We start from the raw sequence: 19,071 nt of genomic DNA on the forward strand, positions 1-19,071 counted from the left end.
CTTCCTAGATCGATTTAATCATTCCGCCGTCAATGAGGATGGAGCTGCCCGTCATGTAGGTGCTGGCGTCAGATACCAGAAAAACAACCACCTTCGCAAATTCTTCCGGGGTACCGTAACGGCCTAATGGAATTTGCTTCTTGGACTGTTCTTCTACCTGCTCCCGAGTTTGTCCGGTCTTTTTCGCCTTCAATTCATCGAGAAAAGCGACGCGATCCGTTGCAATACGCCCAGGCGCAACCGTATTGACGAGAATATGGTAGGGTGCCAGTTCTTCGGCCAGGGTCTTGGTTAATCCGACGATTCCCGTACGGAAAGTATTGGAGAGAATTAATCCCGGAATCGGTATCTTAATGGAAGAGGATGCCAAATTGACAATACGCCCGCCTGCCTGCTTCAAATCGGGCAGCACTTCCCGAATGATCCGGATATAGCTTAGAAGATTGAGTTCAAAGGCTTTCTGCCAGTCTTCATCAGAAAACTGTTCAAACGATCCTCCGGGAGGCCCGCCTGCATTATTGATCAGAATGTCGATTTTTCCGAATGTTTCACGAGTGGCTTGGACAAGATTTTTGATCGATTCGGCACTGGTAATATCGGCAGGTTGCCAGGCCACCTTTCCTTTTCCCAGCTGCTCGAGTTCTTTATGAACCGCCTGCAATTTTTCCGGATTACGGCTTGTCAGCATGACGTGTGCGCCTTCTTTCACCAGTTCGGCGGCGACCGCCTTTCCCAAGCCCTGGCTCGAGGCGACGACCAAAGCGGCTTTTCCTTGTAAATTTAAATCCATGATGCTCTTCCCCTTCCTATTTGACCTTCAAATCCGTTACCGGATTAACCAATTTTTCAAAACCGTCAATATGGCACTCTACGACATCGCCGTCCCGAATAACGACAGCTCCCGGGGTTCCGGTGGAAATAATGTCTCCAGGCAGCAGCTTCATGACTTTGGAATGGAAGGATACGAGGTACCAGGGACGGAAAGTCATATTGGAAACTACGTTTTTCCGGTGAATTCTGCCATTGATGACAGTCGATACATTCAAATCGAGCACTTCATCCACTTCATCCGGAGTCACCAAATGCGGACCGAAGCTGAAGAAGGTGTCAAAGCTCTTCGAACGAGTAAGATAGCGGGGATTTTGCGCCAATATATCTTCAGCTGTCATATCGATAATGGTCGTAAAACCTGCAATGACGCTTTGCGCTTCCTCCTCGGATACATTCTTACATGCTTTGCCGATAATAATTCCCAATTCCGACTCCGCTGTTGTACGGTCGGATTGGAATGGAATTTCGATGGTATCGCCAGGGCCAATAATCGCAGTATCCGGCTTCATAAAGCTGGCAGGTTCCGTATTTGGCGCTTTTTCATGAAGATCGGCGGCGTGTTCGACATAGTTGAGTCCAATGCCCCAAATTTTTCGCGGGTGGCGATAAAGCGGCCCGTATTCCACCTGATCCGCAGGAATCGCATCGCTTTCTATCCTTTCCAACTGCTGCTTGCCTCCGTTTTGATACCAATGTTTCATTTCGTCCAATTGATTGGTTTGAATGATTTCAAAAAGACTGGTGGACCAATGTTGGTTGAACCTTTGATTTACGGTTTCCACCGGTACAACCCCTGCTTTTGTAACAACCGCAGCCACTTCAGCTCCATTTTTCTTCACTGTTGCAAGACGCATTGCTTATCCTCTCCTTTTTCATCATGCTATTCTGCTAATCTACGATTCTTGCCGTTTCTATGTTATTCACAACAAACCGGGGGGCATCCCCCTCTTCCACCCGCTTTATATTTTGAAACGCGAGATGAAGCACTTTATTCAGCGTATCTCTTGTTCCTGCGCCAAGATGAGGGCTGGCAATCACATTGTCCAACGTTAATAAAGGATTACCGGGATCGGTCGGCTCGAATTCCCACGCATCGATCCCTGCTCCGGCTATGATTCCTTCTTTCAAGGCATGGTATAATTCGTCTTCCTTGACGATTCCCCCGCGTGCTACATTGATCAATACCGCCGACGGCTTCATTAATTGCAATTCCTTTAGACCGATCATCCCCCTGGTTTCGGGCAACAATGGAAGATGCAAACTCAGGATATCCGCCTTTTTCAATACTTCTTCCAGCGGAAGATAGGTTGCCCCCAGCTGCCGTTCGAACTCCTCGGAAACCCGGTATTTATCATAGTATATGATTTCGGTTCCGAAAGCTTTGGAACGCTTGGCCGTCTCTCTGCCGATATTGCCCAGGCCGATAAAACCATGCGTCTTTCCTTCCATCTCGTAAGAGGATGGACGAAGTTCCCACATCAACCATTGCCCGTTTTTGGTGGCTTGATTGACTTGCGGAAGCTTTCGGTATAATGCAAGCGTTAACAAAATGGTTAATTCTGCAACTCCGGTCGAATTGCCGCCCGGCGTATTGGATACAGGCAAGTGGAATTGCGTTGCCGCTTCGATGTCGATATTGTCCACCCCGACCCCCGTTTTCTGAATAAAGCGGGCATTCCTGGCCCCGGATAGAATGGTTTTATCCAATGGGCGGGTAGCGACCAGCAAATAGTCTGCTATAGCCAGCTTATTCTGCTGCTCCTGCGGATTCATTTCCTCCCAGTACCATAATTCAAAGCCTGCCGGCTTGTGTTCCTCCAGGAGCTGCTTGAATTCATCAAACACCTGGTCAAAATAAATAATTTTTTTCATCGACATCTCTTATCCCCAATCTCAAAGGTATGATAATCATTATTAAAATAATGATTTATTATGGTCAGACCATTTTATGAGGAAAAGAAATATTCGCTCTCAAGTTAGCCCATATTTTTTCCTCATTGCGGATCAGATGATGGCGCATCGCTCTGGAGGCCCCTTCCGAATCCCGCTTAAACAAGGCTTCCATAATATCCTCATGCTCCTGATAAGCCTGCAGGAACAATCCCGGCGTTTTCATCGATTGCATTTTACTGATGCGCATCGCTTCTTTCAATTTTGGCGATACGGCTTTAAAGATATCCCTGTAGATCGAATTATGGGAAGCAAGGATGATCTCCTCATGGAAATTATAGTCTTCATCCACCCCGATTATGCCCGCTCCGTTTGCTTCGACCATATCTTCATGCGCCTTCCTGATTTTCGCAAATTGCTCTTCCGTACCACGAGTGGCGGCCAACCCGGCGGCTTCCACCTCCAACCCTCTGCGAAAATCAAGGATCTCCTGCAGCTCCCCTTTTTCCATCAAATTGGAGGTTACCCTCACAACGATGGATTCACCATGAATATCCTTCAAATAAATGCCGGAACCCGGTCTGGTTTCGAGAATTCCGTTCGCGTTCAAGACACTCATCGCTTCTCTGACCGCCGTTTTGCTGACGTTAAAAATGGAAGCCAACTCATTCTCAGATGGAAGCTTTTCACCCGGCTGGATATTTTCTTCCTGTACATATTGTTCAATCGCAACAATAATCTCTTCAAAGAGCCGCTTCTTCTTAATCGGCTTTAAAGCCATAGAATCACCTTTACATTTATGATGGTCTGACCTGTGGATCATATTTATTAAACCCCGAATTCCAAAATGTGTCAACCATTATTTCATCGGACATAGCTTCAGAGATGACCATATCAATAAAACTAGAATAACGAACAAACGTCCATTATAGACTAAACAGGATGTATGTTCGTGTCGACGCGCAAGCGCTTTATTTCGTTAAAATCAAAAAGACCTCGATCAAGCTAAAAATAAGACGATAAGCCAAACCGCTTATCGTCAGGAATAACTTCATGATTCCAACACATGCATTAACTGCTCCGACAAATTTTCATTGTCCCTAATAGCTATAATTATATCCTCCACTTTAACGAAACGTTCCAAGTAACATAGTCCGCAATTGCCCAAGCAATCCTTAACGATAGCGAAGTCATTCAATGGATTGCAAACCGATATTTCGATGCGATAACACGTTAACACCAGAAAGCAATCTCGCGTTAATTCACATATTTGCAAATGTTTCCCAGCGTATTATATAATACTGCTTAATCAAACATTAACTGAATCTCAGTACAAGCGATGAAGGAAAGAGTAAGCAGATTATCGTTTACAGGGAAGGCGTGCCGCTGACTGGAAGCACCCGAACGAACGTCTGCCGAAGTTCACTCCCGAGCTGGTTCCTGAACGGCTGCCTGTCCTTTGGCATCCCTTAGGGATACCCGTATTCCCTGCGTTATAGGGCTGAAAGTGAGAAATGTACTCCGTTACAGGCGAGAACATTTCTAATAAGGGTGGTACCACGGCTCCTCGTCCCTTGCGATGGGGGGCTATTTTGTATTTTCATACTCAATTTTGTAAAGGAGTGAATGAAAATGAGCATGGGAAAATTAGAACAGTTACGAGGACAATTGGATTCTATAAATATTCAGCTTTTAGAACTGCTGTCGAAAAGGGCGCACATAGTTCAAGAGATCGGGCAGGAGAAAGAAAAGCAAGGGGTGCCCAAATTTGATCCCGTTCGTGAAAAAAATATGCTGGAGGAGCTTGTTTCCCGCAATAACGGACCTTTCGATCATGAGACGGTTCGTCACCTGTTCAAACAAATTTTTCAAGCGTCATTAAAGCTGCAGCAAACGGAAAACAAAAAGCAGCTGCTGGTCAGCCGCAAAAAGCAAAAGGAAAATACGGTTGTACCCTTAGGAGATATTACCATTGGAGGCGGCAAGCCGTTGATCATTGCGGGCCCATGCTCTGTCGAAAGCTACGAGCAAGTGCGCCAAGTAGCTGCCGCTCTAAAAGCTTCCGGCATCACCGTCTTGCGCGGAGGCTCATTTAAGCCCAGAACATCGCCTTATGATTTCCAAGGCCTGGGGATTGAAGGTCTAAAAATTTTAAAAGAAGTAGCAAGCGAATTCAGCCTTAAAACGATCAGTGAAATCGTAGATCCTGCCCATATCGAGCTAGCCGGCAGCTATATTGACGTCATTCAGATCGGGGCCAGAAATATGCAAAACTTCGAATTGCTGAAAGCGGCGGGCGATGTACGCACACCGATCCTGTTAAAACGCGGAATGGCCGCCACAATCGATGAGTTCCTTCATGCAGCGGAGTACATCGTATCTCGAGGCAACACACAAGTTATGCTGATCGAACGAGGCATCCGCACTTATGAAAAAGCGACCCGCAATACACTCGACATTTCTGCCGTACCGATTCTCAAACAGGAAAGCCATCTACCGGTTCTTGTCGATGTGACCCATTCTACAGGACGAAAAGACATCCTGGCTCCATGCGCAAAAGCGGCGCTGGCCGCAGGAGCCGACGGCGTTATGGTCGAGGTTCATCCGGATCCCGCCACCGCTTTGTCCGACGCGGCACAGCAGCTTAACATCGACGAATTTAACCGCTTCTACGCAGAGGTCAAGCAATCCGGCTTGCTCTAGGCAGCACTAATACAAAGGGCGATGCCCTATATCGAACGATGTCCCCCGTCCCAATTTGACGAGCGGGGATCTTCATACGCATATGCTGCTTATGCTGCTGTCGCCGGACACCTGCGAAATTCACTTCGCTGCTCGCTCTCTTCTGCATCGGTCTTCGCCAGGGCATTCCGGGCTAATGTTTACTCATCACAGGGGAACAAGGATCGGTTTATTCCCTTTCAATAATCGTTGCTATGCCCTGGCCTCCGCCGATGCACAGCGTAGCAAGACCATACCGGGAGGACCGGCGTTTCATTTCATAAAGCAGGGTAACCAGAATCCGGGCGCCGCTCGCGCCAATGGGATGTCCCAGCGAAATCGCACCTCCGTTTACATTTAGCTTGTTTCTATTGAATTTGAGCTCCCGGTCAACGGCAAGGGCCTGCACGGCAAAAGCTTCATTCGCTTCGACCAAGTCTATGTCTTCGAGGGTGAGACTTACTTTTCGCAGCGCTTTCCGTGTGGCCGGCACGGGACCGAGCCCCATGACACTTGGCTCAACCCCTGCGGAAGCGTTGGCTTTTATCACTCCCAGTGGAGGTATTCCGAGCTTTTGCGCCTTTTCCCTGCTCATTATAAGCAGGCATGCGGCTCCGTCATTGATGCCCGAGGCGTTGCCCGCGGTCACGGTTCCATTCTTCAAAAATGACGGTTTTAATTTGCCGAGCTCCTCAGCCGTTACGCCTTTACGGGGAAATTCATCCGTTTCAAAGACAAGGGAGTCGCCTTTTCTTTGCGGAATCAGAACAGGAGCGATTTCATCCCTGAATTTCCCTTGTGCTGCTGCCGTTTCCGCTTTTTGCTGGCTCCAGGCTGCGAATTCATCCTGCTCTTCCCGGGAAATGGCGTACTTCTCGCGCAGGTTCTCTGCCGTGATACCCATGTGATAGTCATGAAAAGCGCACCATAATCCGTCGCGAATGAGGCTGTCGACCACCTGCTGATCCCCCATCCGGAAGCCGCTTCTAGCGTTTTCCAACAAATACGGCGCTCTGCTCATATTTTCCATTCCACCCGCCATAACGGCCTCGGCTTCTCCAGCCCAAATGGCCTGTGCCGCCAAATGCACGGCTTTCAGACCTGAACCGCATACCTTATTGATGGTCATCGCCGGAATGGTTTCAGGCAGGCCGGCTTTGACCGCAGCCTGACGGACGGGATTTTGTCCCAGTCCGGCCTGGTATACATTTCCCATGATAATTTCGTCCACTTCATGGGCAGCGATTCCTGAACGGTCAAGCGCGCTTTTGATCACAACCGATCCAAGCTCCGTAGCCGGTACAGCGGCTAAGCTCCCGTTAAAACTGCCGATGGCCGTACGAACGGCGCTCACAATAACGGCGTCCCTTCCCGTCATTGCGTACCCTCCTCTCCATTACTCCAACATAAAAAGTCCGCCGTTTCCATTCAGCGCTTGAACCGGAATCGTTTATGCGAGAGCACGCTCCACGATTTCCGAAATATCCAGTGTCGCGACCCGCTCTTCCGCTTCTTTGGCTTTGACGCCATCGCTCATCATCGTCAAGCAGTACGGACAGCTGCTTCCGATCGCTGTCGGGCTCATGCGCAGCGCCTGCTCGGTCCGAGCGAGGTTGACGCGTGTACCCTGCGTTTCCTCCATCCACATCATGCCGCCGCCGGCCCCGCAGCACATCGAATCCTGCCGGTTCCGCTCCATCTCCAGCAGCTTCACACCCGAAATGGACTGAAGTATTTTTCGCGGAATCTCATACATGCCATTGTACCGGCCGAGGTAACAGGAATCGTGATAAGCGACGGCTTCATTGACCCGTTGAGACGGTTTGATTCTCCCTTCTTCCATCCAGGTCCAGATCAGCTCCGTATGGTGATAAACTTCCGCTTCCAGCCCAAATTCCGGATACTCATGCTTGAACGTATTATATGTATGCGGGCAGATCGTTACGATTTTCTTCACCCCATACTTTTTAAAATTGGCGATATTTTTCTCGCACAACTGCTGGAATAGAAATTCATTGCCCATCCGGCGGGCCGTATCCCCCGAATTGTGCTCCTCATTTCCCAGAATAGCAAATGGAATTCCAGCCGCATTCATGATTTTGGCGAACGACTGCGCCACCTTCTGCGTTCGCTGATCGTAAGAGCCCATCGAGCCGACAAAGAATAAATACTCGAATTCATCCACTTCCTTCACCGTCGGGACGACGATATCCTCACGCCCCTCACGCCATAGGATCCGCTCTGTCCGGCTGATTCCCCACGGATTGCTCTGCCGCTCGACGTTCTGGAAATAACGGACCGCTTCTGACGGCATGCGGCCTTCCGTTAATACGAGATGACGGCGCATATCGATAATCATTTCGACATGTTCATTGGCCACCGGGCACTGATCTTCGCAGTTCCGGCAGGTCGTACAGGCCCATAGTTCCTCCTCGGTGATCACCTCTCCGACCAGATTCGCCGTCTCCGCCTTCTTGACCTGCGTATCCGCTCCGGTGTCTTTGAAGACGAAACCAGGCATCCACGCTGTCCGGGAGGTGATCGCCGCTCCCTTTTCCGTTAAATGATCCCTCATCTTGGTGATGACGTCCATCGGCGACAGCGTTTTTCCCGTACCCGCAGCCGGACACATCTGGGTGCAGCGCCCACACTCGACACAGGCATACAGATCCATCAACTGGTTTTGGCGGAACTCTTCTATTTTGCCAACCCCGTAGGTTTCCTGCGTTTCATCCTCAAAATGGATAGAAGTCAGCTTTCCAGCCGGTTTCGTATCCCGCAGATAGACGTTCACAGGCGCAAAAATGATATGCGCGTGCTTGGACTGCGGGACATAGACAGCAAACGCCAGCAGGGTGAGCAGATGAATCCACCAGAACACATAGAACCATACGCCCGCCGCAGCCGGACTGACACCGGCAAACCAACCCGCGATAATCGAAGAAACCGGAGCATGGGGGCTTCCCGTATTCCCGAGCCAAAGATGCTCAAAAGCCAGGCTCATCAAGACCGAGAACATCAAAATCGTGAGGAAAAGGATGACAAGGCCCGCCTTGAACCCCCTTTTCAACCGCGTCAGTCTTTCGATATAACGGCGGTAAAAGGCATAAAACGCAGCAAGTAGGACGAGCAGCGCAGTGACTTCTTGGAGAACGCTGTAATAGGGATGAAATTCCCCGATCGGATATTCAAAGCCTTTGATCAATCCTTTTAGGATGAGCTCGACAGCCCCGAACTGAAGGATGATAAAGCCGTAAAACAGAATAAAATGCATGATGCCGCTTTTGGCGTCCTTGAAAAGTTTTCGCTGCCCGAATACCTGAACGAGAAACTCATTGAGCCGGACCGCGGTATCTTTTCGCAGGTTCGATTTTTTACCTAGTTGAATGAACATGATGCGGCTGTATATGACATGAGCGGCAAGGTACAGCGCATATCCGGTTACAGCGAGAAAGGCTATGAAATTTAAAAGTGACAGCATGATCATTCCCCCATCCTCTGCGGGTACCTACTTGTCGCCGATTGTTTTTACATCCGGTTCTTCCGTCAGCGGTCAACCCGCCGCATCGATCAGGGTTTGCTTAAAGGCCTCCGTCAGCATAGGGACAACTTCAAACAGATCGCCCACGATGCTGTAATCCGCAATCTTGAATATCGGGGCCTCGCGATCTTTATTGATGGCGACAATCACCTTCGAATTGGACATGCCGGCCAGGTGCTGAATCGCACCGGAGATGCCGCAGGCAATGTACAAATCCGGGGTTACCACTTTACCCGTCTGACCGATTTGCAGCGCATAGTTGCAGAATCCCGAATCACATGCCGCCCGGGAGGCGCCCACAGCAGCTCCCAGCACATCTGCAAGCTCACGGAGCGGTTCGAAGCCTTCTGCACTCTTCACTCCCCGGCCTCCGGCAACAATGATTTTGGCTTCGCTCAAATCCACGCCGCTCGACGTTTTGCGAACGATGTCTTTGACCAGCACTTTCAGATCTTTGACGTCCGGGTAGAAAACCGCCGCAGCGGTCTGGGCGGGAGCTTCGGAGACGTCAACGTTATTCGGACGCAGAGTGGCACAGATCGTTCCGCTGCGGAATGTCTTTACTTGGAACGCTTTACCGGAATAGACCGCCCTTGTAAAGAAAATGTCTTCTCCCGCCACTTCCAATCCAATGCAATCGGAGATCAATCCGACACCCATCCGCTCCGCGAGTCTGGGAGCGATATCCCTGCCTGAGGACGTATGTCCCATCAGCACGGCATCGGGATGTATCTCCTGAATGAGTTGAGAAAGTGCTTCGGTGCAGTATTCGTTAGTCGGATTGGCGCCTGCACCGGAAATCGCATAAAGCTGTTCTGCGCCGTACTTGCTTAATTCCTCAGCATACGATTCAGCGTCTGACCCAAAGAGTGCGGCTATCAACGGTCCGCCGTCCGCTATTCTTCTTCCGGCCGTCAAAGCTTCGAAGGTTACATTTCGCAAATGCCCGTCTTTTATTTCCCCGACTACCAGCACTTTTCTGCCCATCATCAATCTCTCCCTATACGATCTTTTCTTTGCTGCGCAGCGAATGTACCAGTTCCTTCACCTGATCCTTCAACTCTCCCTGGAGCATGCGACCTTCCTGCTTGGGGGAAGGCAAATATTGATCGACAACCTCGGTATACGGCTGCAATTCTTCCGGCTGCATATTCAGACCGGCGACGGTCAGCTGTTGAAGCGGCTTCTTCTTCGCCTTCATGATGCCGGGAAGAGACGGATAACGAGGTTCATTTAATCCTTGCTGGGCTGTCGCCAGAAAAGGAAGGTCGACCTCCACTACCTCTACGTCACCCTCTACATCACGCTCAATGGCGGCACGATTGCCGTTGAAGGTTAGTTTCGTAATCGTCGACACGTGGGGAATCCCGAGCCGTTCGGCGACACGTACGGCAACCTGGCCGGCTCCCGAATCAATGGCCATATTTCCGGCAAGAATCAAATCGTAGGCTTTCCCGTCGATGGCTTTGGCGATGATGCCGGCAATCACCGCTTCATCATCCTGGCTTTCCTCGGATATCACATGTATCGCTTGGTCCGCCCCCATAGCCAGCGCAGTCCTCAGCGCGCTTTCGGCTCTGGACGGTCCCACGGTAAGCAAGGTCACTTCACCGCCGAATTCGTCTCTCCAGCGGATCGCTTCCTCCACCGCATATTCGTCATAAGGATTGATCACAAATTCCGCGTCGTCCTCTTTGATCTTCCTGTTCTCGATGAAAATTTTTTCTTCCGTGCCAAATGTCTGTTTCAGCAAAACCAAGATGTCCATCCTTCACCCCTCCTCCGCAATCAATCAGGAAAACGAAAGTCAATAAGACCGTGGCAGACCGAGATCATGCTGCGAGATATAATTCAAAATCATTTCTTCAGATACGGGGGCGATTTTGAAAAGTCGGACGTCGCGCCACAACCGTTCAATGTGGTATTCTTTCGCATAGCCATACCCTCCCATGACTTGCATGGCCTGGTCGCAGGCATGGAAGGCGGCTTCGGCCGCGATTAATTTGGCCATGTTCGCTTCGGTGCCGTTCGGCTTCTTCTGATCATAGAGCCATGCGGCTTTATAATTCATCAGCTGCGCCAGCTCCAGTTCAGCCCGAATTTTCGCAAGCGGGAATTGGATGCCCTGATAAGCGCCGATCGGCGTATCGTTAAACACCACCCGTTCTTTCGCGTAATTCACCGCAAGCTGCAAAGCGAGCTGTCCCGTCCCAATAAGCCCGGCTGTCGTCACAATCCGTTCCGCGTTAAGCGTATCCAGAAGGTAAGACCAGCCTTTGCCTTCTTCTCCGATCAGGTTGTCTTTATGCACTCTCAAATTTTCTATAAATACCGTATCGGACCGTACACAGTGGGTTCCCACTTTTTCAATCGGCTGGAGCGTAATGGCGGGGTCCCGGGTATCCACCAGGAAGAGGCTGATTCCATCGGTTTTTTTCTGCACTTCGCTGCGCTTTGTCGTCCGGGCGACGATAAGCATTTTATCGGCCACATCGGTGCCGGAGATCCAAATTTTTTGACCGTTGATCACGTAATGATCTTCTTCTTTCCTGGCAGTCGTCGTGATTTCAAGCGAGTTGCTGCCTGCGTTCGGCTCCGTCAGCGCCATGCAGAAATTAAGCTGACCGGCGGACATCTTCGTCAGATACTGTTCCTTTTGCGCTTCGCTGCCATGAAGATCGATCGTCACCCCGCCGAAAACGGGAGTGAGCATAAATAGCTGTGCTACCGTGGACCCAGCCCCTCCTTTAGCCAGCTCCTCGATCACCATGGTCATTTCCATCATTCCAAGTCCGACGCCGCCGAATTTTTCCGGAACGGCCACACCGATATAACCGTTTTTGCCGAGTTCGCTCCACAATTCATGGACGAATTCGTGCTTGTCATCCTTTTCCCGCCAATAGTCCAAACCGAAATCCTCGGCGATTTGTCGAACGCCGTCGCGCATCATCTTTTGTTCGTCGGTTATTTCAAAATTCATTCGGTTTCAGCCTCCTTCTATTCCCTCAATAGTCTTTTAAGAACTTTACCGGACGGATTCCGCGGAAGTTTATCTATGAATTCTACTTCTTTCGGCACTTTGAATTTGGCCAGTCTGGACATACAATGCACTCGAATTTCTTCTGCGGTCAGGGTTTCACCCGGCTTCACGACTACAAACGCCTTAGGCACTTCCCCCCATCTTTCGTTCGGTATCCCGATGACAGAAGCTTCAAGTACGGTAGGAAGTTCATAGAGAACGCGCTCCACCTCCAGCGATGAGATATTTTCTCCGCCGCTGATGATCATATCTTTCTTGCGGTCTACGATAAACAGGAAGCCGTCCGCGTCCAATCTGCCCATGTCTCCTGTAAAAAACCAGCCGTCTTTGAACGTTTTTCCGGTAGCCTCCGGGTTTTTCCAATATCCTTTTGAGATTTTCGGTCCGCGCAAAACGATTTCGCCTACCTCGCCCGGCGGAACTTCCTTCCCCTGCTCATCTACGATTTTCAGATCGAGATGCAGGCAGGGACGTCCGACCGATCCGAGCTTCTCAATCGTCATGCTCCTCGGCATGAAGGTGTCCCCCGACACCGTTTCGGTTAAGCCGTACGCGTCGCAAAACCAAGCGTTTCTAAACAACTGCTGGATTTTTTGGATGAGCGGCTCCGGCATTCGTTCCCCGCCCGCGATAATGTAGCGGATCGAATCCAGTATATACTGATCCGTGGTCGGTTCCTGCAGGATCATGTTGACCATGGCGGGAGCCAGCCAGAGGTTCGTCGGCTTTTCTCTTTGGATCGTTTCCAGCACTTCGACCGTGTTGAACTTGTTGATAATGACGATGCTGCCGCCGCGATAGAGGGTGCCGGTCGCCGTCAAGTCGAGCGCTCCGACGTGATACAGCGGACCGGAGATTAACGTTTTGTCGTCGGGTGTAATATTGAATTCCCAAATATGGCCGATATTTTTCCAGTACAGATTCCCATAGGTAATCATGACGCCTTTAGGCCGGGAAGTCGTGCCGGACGTATACATCAAGCGGTGCAGGTCGTCCAGTTCGACGTGCGCATCCGGAACGTCGGCTCCCCGGTTCGTTTCTATTATTTGCTCGTATCGGATCCAACCGGACAGTTCATCGGCGGACAGCGTAATATAATGCTGAAGCTGCTGCACATTCCCCCGAATGGAATCCAACGTTTCATGGAAGGAATCTTCTGAAAAAATAACTTTGGCATCGGCATTGTCTGCAATGTATGCGATTTCATCAGCGGCTAGGCGGAAGTTTAGCGGCAAAAAGATCGCCCCGATCCGGTTAGCGGCAAAAATAATTTCAAAATATTCGGTGTGGTTAAATAAGAGAATCGCCACCACATCGCCCTTCTTTACTCCGAGGTCCAGCAGCCCTTGCGCTAAGGCGCTGACTCGCTCCTGAAGCTTTCGGTATGTCATTCTTTGCTGCTTGAAGGTGATGACTTCTTTGTTCGGGTTGTTTAAAGCGCCTCGGGTTACAATAGATGAAAAATTGTTATTTCCGATATATTTCATAAATCAACCCTGCCTTCTGCTTATTTGCCTTGATAATGGGGCTTGCGTTTTTCAAGAAAAGAAGTTAAACCCTCTACTCTGTCCTCGGTGCTGAAGTTGACAAGCCATGCTTCCGCTTCCAGAACCAGGGCCTGGTCCAGAGAAATTTCGCTTCCTTGATTAATCGCTTTTTTCGCCTGCATGACGGCAATCGGACTGTTTTCCATTATTTTTTGGGCCAGCGTCCGGCAGTAGGTCATCAATTCTTCATGCTTCACTACTTTGTTCACAATTCCGAGTTCCCTGGCTTCTTCGGCGGAAATGCGCTCTCCGGTAAAGACCAGTGTTTTGGCAATTCCTTTACCGGCGAGCCTTACCAACCGCTGGGTGCCGCCCCATCCGGGATAAAGGCCGATGCATACTTCCGGCAGCCCTAATTTGGCTTTCTCCGAGGCAATTCGGATGTCGCAGGCCAGAGCGAGCTCCAGCCCTCCCCCGAGCGTATAGCCGTTAAGCGCCGCAATGACGACTTTTCGCGAGTCTTCTATTTTCTTCAATACTTCCTGTCCGCGGTACACAAATTTCTCGCCTTCCAGAACACTCATCTGCCGCATCGCAGCAATATCCCCGCCGGCAACAAACGCTTTATCCCCGCCGCCGGTAATCATCACCACCCTTGTCTGATCGTCCCGCTCCAGCATCGTGAACGCTTGATCCAGCTCATCCAGAACCGCGTCGTTTATGGCGTTCAAGGTTTCCGGGCGGTCCAGGACAATCGTGGCGAGCCCGGAGCTGTTTTCCAACCTGAGATATTGAAAAGACTGCATACAAATCTCTCCTTCACGGTTAAGAATGGATGCCGCGTCCCATGCTCGCAAGAATCGCCTCGAGCAGCACTTCCGACAGCGCAGGATGCGGGTGAATGGCTAATGCAAATTCCTCTGCGGTTGCCTCCAGATGGACGGCCATGATCGCCTCTCCGATAAGTTCGGATGCGTTCGGGCCGATGATATGGATACCGAGAATTTCACCGTACCGGGTATCGCGCAGTACTTTTACAAAGCCTGCGGTTTCCCCGTAAGTCATTGCCCTTCCGTTGGCTTCAAAAGCATATTTGCCGATCCGGTATTCCCGTCCCTGCTCTTTGGCCTGCCGTTCGTTCAAGCCTACAGATGCGATCTCGGGAGACGTGTATATACAGCGGGCAACCGTGCGGTAGTCCATTGTGGAAGGCCTCCCCATGGCGGCTTCGGCTGCGACGATTCCTTGAGCGGAGGCTGCATGGGCCAAGAACTCGATTCCCGTGACGTCCCCTACGGCGTAGATAGAAGGGATGCTCGTTCTCATCTGATCGTCTACGGCAATTTTTCCGCCCTCCAGCCGGACCCCGAGCTCCCGCATCTGCTCCACATCCGGTCTCCTTCCTGTCGCGACAAGAATGGCATCGGCCTCAATGGTCTGTGAACCCTGACCGGTTTCTACATGTACGATCTTTCGGCCGCCATGGATACCGATTCGTGTAACGGTTGCAGAGGTCAGAATACGCACCTGCTCTTGATGCAGGGATTGCGCGAGAACGCGGGCCAGATCCCGGTCCATCCCGGGCAGGATTTGATCGGCGCTTTCAATCAGGGTAACTTCTGTACCCAAAGGGGCATACATGCCGGCAAATTCGCACCCGATCGCTCCGGCACCTATAATGGCCACGCTTCTCGGCCGTTCTTTTCCGGCAAGCGCTTCGGTGCTGGTCATCGGGCCAGCCTCCTTCAGCCCCGGAATCTCCGGAATGTGCGGCCGGGAACCGCTCGCCACGATAATATGTCTCGCTTCGATCCTATGGCTCTTCCGGTCTTCCGTCCGCACTTCTATGGTGTGCGGATCGACCAGCGTGCCTAGCCCCTTGAGCAGCTCGATTTTATTTTTGTGCAGCAGTCCGGCGACACCGTTCTGCAGCTTTCGGACGACCCGATCCTTGTAATCGATCAAACGCGAGTAATCGACTTGGGGCTTTTCGAAGAAAACGCCGTATTCCGCTGCGATTTTCGGCATTTTGGCGAATTCCGCAGCCCGCAGCAGCGTCTTCGTCGGAATGCAGCCCGTGTTCAGGCAGGTGCCTCCCAAATCGTTCCGTTCGATCAAAACGACCCTGCCGCCAAGCTGAGCAGCACGTATAGCGGCGACGTACCCGCCGGGACCCGCTCCAATCACCGCTACATCGTACACCTTTTCTTCTCCGGTTGCGCCGGATGCCGCTTGTGAGGCTGAAGGCCGTTCCGCCTCCGCAGCTTCCGTCTCCATCATGGCAAGACACTCCCCGGTCGCAACGGTTTCCCCTTCCTGGTGCAGAATAGAGACCATGATTCCGTCGCAAGGGGCGGTGACTTCAACCGTAATTTTGTCCGTGGCGAGTTCCAAAACGACTTGGTCCTTCTCAACCGCATCCCCTTCGGAGACCAGCCAGAGTCCGACGGTCGCTTCCGTCATGGTGAGTCCCGCTTTTGGAACGATAATCTCCTTTTTCATCTTCACTGCTCCTACAAAGAGTCCCGAAGAGCTTCCGGATTCTCCAGCAACTCTTTTATATTTTTTAAAAACAAAGCCGCAGGTGCGCCATCCATCACCCGATGGTCAAAGGAGAGCGACAGAACCATGGTTTTCCCGATGTGCATTTGCCCGTTATGTACAATCAAATCCTCGATCACTCTTCCTACCCCAAGGATAGCGCTTTCAGGAAGATTGATAATCGGAGTGAATGCATCCACCTCATACATGCCCAAGTTGCTGATCGTGAACCGTCCGCCCTGCACTTCATCCCGCCGAAGCTTGCCTTCTTTGGAGCGTTTGATCTTATCCGCCAGGTCCCTGGAAATGTCCTGCAGGCTCCTTCGATCGGCATCGCGAATGACCGGGACGATTAAGCCTTCCTCTAAAGCGACGGCCACGCCGATATCGCATTGTGGATGCCTGACGATCCCGTCCTGCTCCATGGAGACATTGACACGCGGATGCGCACGCAAACTCTTTGCTGCGATTTTTACCAAAAGATCCGTATAGCTCACCTTCATGCCGTCCTGCATCCATTGGTTTCGAAGCTCCACAAGCCGGGTCACCTCCGCTTTCACTGTAAGCGTGACATGGGGAGCCGTCTGCTTGCTGTAGGCCATCCGTTCCGCGATGATTTTACGCATTCCCGTCATCGGAACGGCTTTCATAGGGGGGACGCGCTCTGCAGAAAGACCGGCTGAAGCTGATTCCCCTTTCCGCGGCCTTACATCGGAGCTCCTGATCTTGCCGCTCACACCGGATCCCGCTACCGTGGACAGGTCGATGTTTTCCAACTGAGCGATCGCTCTGGCGAGCGGAGTGGCCTGAATCTTCTTATCCGGCCGAATGCCTGGATCTCCGGCGGGCCCGCTGGACATGTTTGTACGCTGCCAACGATAAACCTGCACATCCTGTTCAATGATTCGGCCGGAAGGCCCGCTTCCCGCCACTTCAGCTATCGGGATGTTCCGCTGTGCCGCCAGAGCTCTTGCACGCGGAGAAGCGAATATCCGCCTGACGCTTGTCATTCCGTCCCCCTCCCTACTTCGCAGCTGCGAACTGTCTGCCCACACAGATTCGCTGAACCGCTTCGATCATTTTATTCTCATTCGGCATATAGTAATGTTCGAGCGGCTTGCTGTAGGGTACAGGCGAGAACGGGGCAGCGACCCTTTGAATGGGGGCATCCAGGTAGTCGAACGCCTCCTCCTGCACCATTGCGGCCAGTTCGGCCCCGATGCCGCCGATTTTCACTGCTTCGTGAACGATAACAAGCCTTCCCGTTTTCTTCACCGATTCGAGAATCGTTTCCTTGTCGAGCGGAGTAACCGTCCGCAGGTCAATCACCTCCACGCTGATGCCCGACTCCTCCAGCACCTGTGCCGCCTGCACCGCTTTGTTGACCATCTGGCCAAGCGCAATGATGGTCACATCGCGGCCTTCCTTAACCACCTTCGCCTGACCGAGCGGGACGGTGTACTCTTCATCGGGGAGTTCTCCCTTCAAGCCGTACAGCATCTTGTGCTCAATGAAAATAACGGGATCATCGTCGCGTATCGCTGCTTTGAGCAGGCCCTTCGCATCGTATGGGTTCGAGGGCATCACTACTTTCAGTCCGGGAATATGCATTAGCAGCGCCTCGAGGCTTTGCGAATGCTGCGGCCCCGCGTTTGATCCCGCCCCGGCCTGCGTACGAATGACGAGCGGCATTTTCATTTGTCCGCCGGACATAAACCGCATTTTCGCCGTTTGGTTGATAATCATGTCAAAGCAGACACCGATGAAGTCCATAAACATGATTTCGACGACCGGCCTGAGACCACTGGCGGCGGAACCGATGGCCATGCCGACAATAGCGCCTTCACTGATGGGCGTGTCGACAACCCGACCTTCGCCGAACTCCTCCAGCAAGCCGCGCGTAACGCCGAACGATCCGCCGGAGGCCGCAATATCTTCTCCGGCCAAAATGACGCTTTCGTCCCTTTGCATTTCCTCTTTCAGTGCTAAATTAATGGCCTGGTTGTAACGCAGTACCGCCAAAACTTCCACCTCCCAAGTTAAGAAGCATAAACGTCCTGCAGAGTTTCTTCGCCTTCGGGCAGCGGGCTTTCCATCGAAAACCGCTCCGCTTCATCGATTTCGCGCTCGACCCGGTCCTTAATCCCCGCAAGTTCCGTTATGTCGGCGTCATACTGCTCACGGAGCACTTGTTCCGCATGGAGGATCGGATCCTTCTTCCTCCACTCCTCGGCCTCGCCGGCCGGACGGTATTTTTGCGGATCTCCCTCATAGTGACCGCTCCAACGATGGGTGAAACATTCCACAATGACAGGTCCTCCTCCCTCACGAACCTTTGCCGCAATGGCCGACAGCGCTTCAAATATTTCCACCACATTATTTCCATTCAGATCATAGCCTTCGATCCCGTACGCTTTGCTTCGTTCCGCCACGGTTTTCACCGGCAAATGTTTTTCCCGCGGAGTGAATTCGGCATATTGATTGCTCTCGCATACAAAGATGGCGGGCAGCTTCAGAACGGCAGCCAGATTCAACGATTCGTGAAAATAGCCCGTTCCTGTCGCACCTTCTCCAAAGAAGGCTACGGCAACCTGGCCGGTGCCCTTGGCTTTGGCGGAAAAAGCCGCCCCCACCGCGATCGGCATGCCCGCACCGACGATTCCGTTGGCGCCAAGGATCCCCAGGTTGACGTCGACAACGTGCATGGAACCGCCTTTTCCTTTGCAGTAACCGGTCCGTTTGCCGAACAATTCGGCCATCATCCGTTTGACGTCGGCGCCTTTTGCAATGCAGTGTCCGTGTCCCCGGTGGGTGCTGGTAATGTAGTCGTCCCTGTGAAGATTGGCGCAAACACCGGCCGCCACCGCTTCCTGCCCGACATAGAGATGGAGGAATCCGGGAATGTGCCCGCCGGCAAACAGCCCGGAGACTCTCTCTTCGAATTTTCGTATCTTCATCATCGTTTCATAAAGTTCGAGCAGCCGCTCTTTGCTTATCTTCACGTTACCGTCCCCTTTTCG

16 protein-coding genes and 1 other annotated feature are annotated in these 19,071 nt (G+C 51.7%); of the genes, 1 reads left to right on the plus strand and 15 read right to left on the minus strand.

The genetic code is table 11. The features are described 5' to 3' along the window. Positions 1–4 precede the first annotated feature (4 nt). The 4 genes from NR121_RS13575 to NR121_RS13590 form a co-directional block, all read right to left on the minus strand. Positions 5–790, minus strand: coding sequence for an SDR family oxidoreductase (locus NR121_RS13575; protein ID WP_054818810.1), 786 nt, complete (start codon positions 788–790; stop codon positions 5–7). Positions 791–806: 16 nt separating this feature from the next. Continuing rightward, positions 807–1,685, minus strand: coding sequence for a fumarylacetoacetate hydrolase family protein (locus tag NR121_RS13580; protein ID WP_054818809.1), 879 nt, complete (start codon positions 1,683–1,685; stop codon positions 807–809). A gap of 34 nt (positions 1,686–1,719) precedes the next feature. Next, positions 1,720–2,703 carry a 2-hydroxyacid dehydrogenase gene (locus NR121_RS13585; protein ID WP_171005894.1) on the minus strand — a complete coding sequence of 328 codons (984 nt, stop codon included), beginning with the start codon at positions 2,701–2,703 and terminating at the stop codon, positions 1,720–1,722. Between the two features lie 64 nt (positions 2,704–2,767). Further along, on the minus strand, positions 2,768–3,502 hold the full coding sequence (locus NR121_RS13590) for a FadR/GntR family transcriptional regulator (RefSeq protein WP_062409132.1): 735 nt from the start codon (positions 3,500–3,502) through the stop codon (positions 2,768–2,770). 549 nt (positions 3,503–4,051) lie between these two features. Continuing rightward, positions 4,052–4,299, plus strand: a binding site (T-box leader). 54 nt (positions 4,300–4,353) lie between these two features. On the opposite strand from NR121_RS13590, the gene NR121_RS13595 reads away from it, so the two are divergent. Further along, positions 4,354–5,424 carry a bifunctional 3-deoxy-7-phosphoheptulonate synthase/chorismate mutase gene (locus NR121_RS13595; RefSeq protein ID WP_256831331.1) on the plus strand — a complete coding sequence of 357 codons (1,071 nt, stop codon included), beginning with the start codon at positions 4,354–4,356 and terminating at the stop codon, positions 5,422–5,424. 208 nt (positions 5,425–5,632) lie between these two features. Here the strand turns inward: NR121_RS13595 and NR121_RS13600 are convergent, their stop codons facing one another. The 11 genes from NR121_RS13600 to NR121_RS13650 all read right to left on the minus strand — a co-directional run bounded on the left by NR121_RS13600 (position 5,633) and on the right by NR121_RS13650 (position 19,053). Further along, positions 5,633–6,820: an acetyl-CoA C-acetyltransferase gene (locus NR121_RS13600; RefSeq protein ID WP_062409134.1), complete on the minus strand. Its 1,188-nt coding sequence runs from the start codon at positions 6,818–6,820 to the stop codon at positions 5,633–5,635. Positions 6,821–6,892: 72 nt separating this feature from the next. Continuing rightward, on the minus strand, positions 6,893–8,923 hold the full coding sequence (locus NR121_RS13605) for a heterodisulfide reductase-related iron-sulfur binding cluster (RefSeq protein WP_054818818.1): 2,031 nt from the start codon (positions 8,921–8,923) through the stop codon (positions 6,893–6,895). A gap of 72 nt (positions 8,924–8,995) precedes the next feature. Then, positions 8,996–9,970 carry an electron transfer flavoprotein subunit alpha/FixB family protein gene (locus tag NR121_RS13610; RefSeq protein ID WP_054818806.1) on the minus strand — a complete coding sequence of 325 codons (975 nt, stop codon included), beginning with the start codon at positions 9,968–9,970 and terminating at the stop codon, positions 8,996–8,998. Positions 9,971–9,983: 13 nt separating this feature from the next. Then, positions 9,984–10,751 carry an electron transfer flavoprotein subunit beta/FixA family protein gene (locus NR121_RS13615; protein ID WP_054818805.1) on the minus strand — a complete coding sequence of 256 codons (768 nt, stop codon included), beginning with the start codon at positions 10,749–10,751 and terminating at the stop codon, positions 9,984–9,986. Positions 10,752–10,790: 39 nt separating this feature from the next. Then, on the minus strand, positions 10,791–11,963 hold the full coding sequence (locus tag NR121_RS13620) for an acyl-CoA dehydrogenase family protein (protein ID WP_062409137.1): 1,173 nt from the start codon (positions 11,961–11,963) through the stop codon (positions 10,791–10,793). A gap of 17 nt (positions 11,964–11,980) precedes the next feature. Continuing rightward, positions 11,981–13,510 carry an acyl-CoA synthetase gene (locus tag NR121_RS13625; protein ID WP_062409138.1) on the minus strand — a complete coding sequence of 510 codons (1,530 nt, stop codon included), beginning with the start codon at positions 13,508–13,510 and terminating at the stop codon, positions 11,981–11,983. A 20-nt stretch (positions 13,511–13,530) separates the two neighbouring features. Then, positions 13,531–14,316, minus strand: a complete 786-nt coding sequence (locus tag NR121_RS13630; protein WP_062409139.1) for an enoyl-CoA hydratase/isomerase family protein — start codon at positions 14,314–14,316, stop codon at positions 13,531–13,533. Between the two features lie 19 nt (positions 14,317–14,335). Then, positions 14,336–16,012: a dihydrolipoyl dehydrogenase gene (gene lpdA / locus NR121_RS13635; protein WP_054818817.1), complete on the minus strand. Its 1,677-nt coding sequence runs from the start codon at positions 16,010–16,012 to the stop codon at positions 14,336–14,338. 11 nt (positions 16,013–16,023) lie between these two features. Next, positions 16,024–17,061, minus strand: a complete 1,038-nt coding sequence (locus NR121_RS13640) for a 2-oxo acid dehydrogenase subunit E2 (protein ID WP_062409140.1) — start codon at positions 17,059–17,061, stop codon at positions 16,024–16,026. Between the two features lie 13 nt (positions 17,062–17,074). Beyond that, the gene (locus NR121_RS13645) at positions 17,075–18,073 is read right to left on the minus strand and encodes an alpha-ketoacid dehydrogenase subunit beta (protein ID WP_054818804.1); all 999 of its coding nucleotides are present in this window, start codon (positions 18,071–18,073) and stop codon (positions 17,075–17,077) included. A gap of 17 nt (positions 18,074–18,090) precedes the next feature. Next, the gene (locus NR121_RS13650) at positions 18,091–19,053 is read right to left on the minus strand and encodes a thiamine pyrophosphate-dependent dehydrogenase E1 component subunit alpha (RefSeq protein WP_054818803.1); all 963 of its coding nucleotides are present in this window, start codon (positions 19,051–19,053) and stop codon (positions 18,091–18,093) included. Positions 19,054–19,071: the final 18 nt, after the last annotated feature.

The sequence above is a fragment of the Paenibacillus sp. Pae15 genome (assembly GCF_024519685.1).
Lineage (GTDB): Bacteria > Bacillota > Bacilli > Paenibacillales > NBRC-103111 > Paenibacillus_G > Paenibacillus_G naphthalenovorans.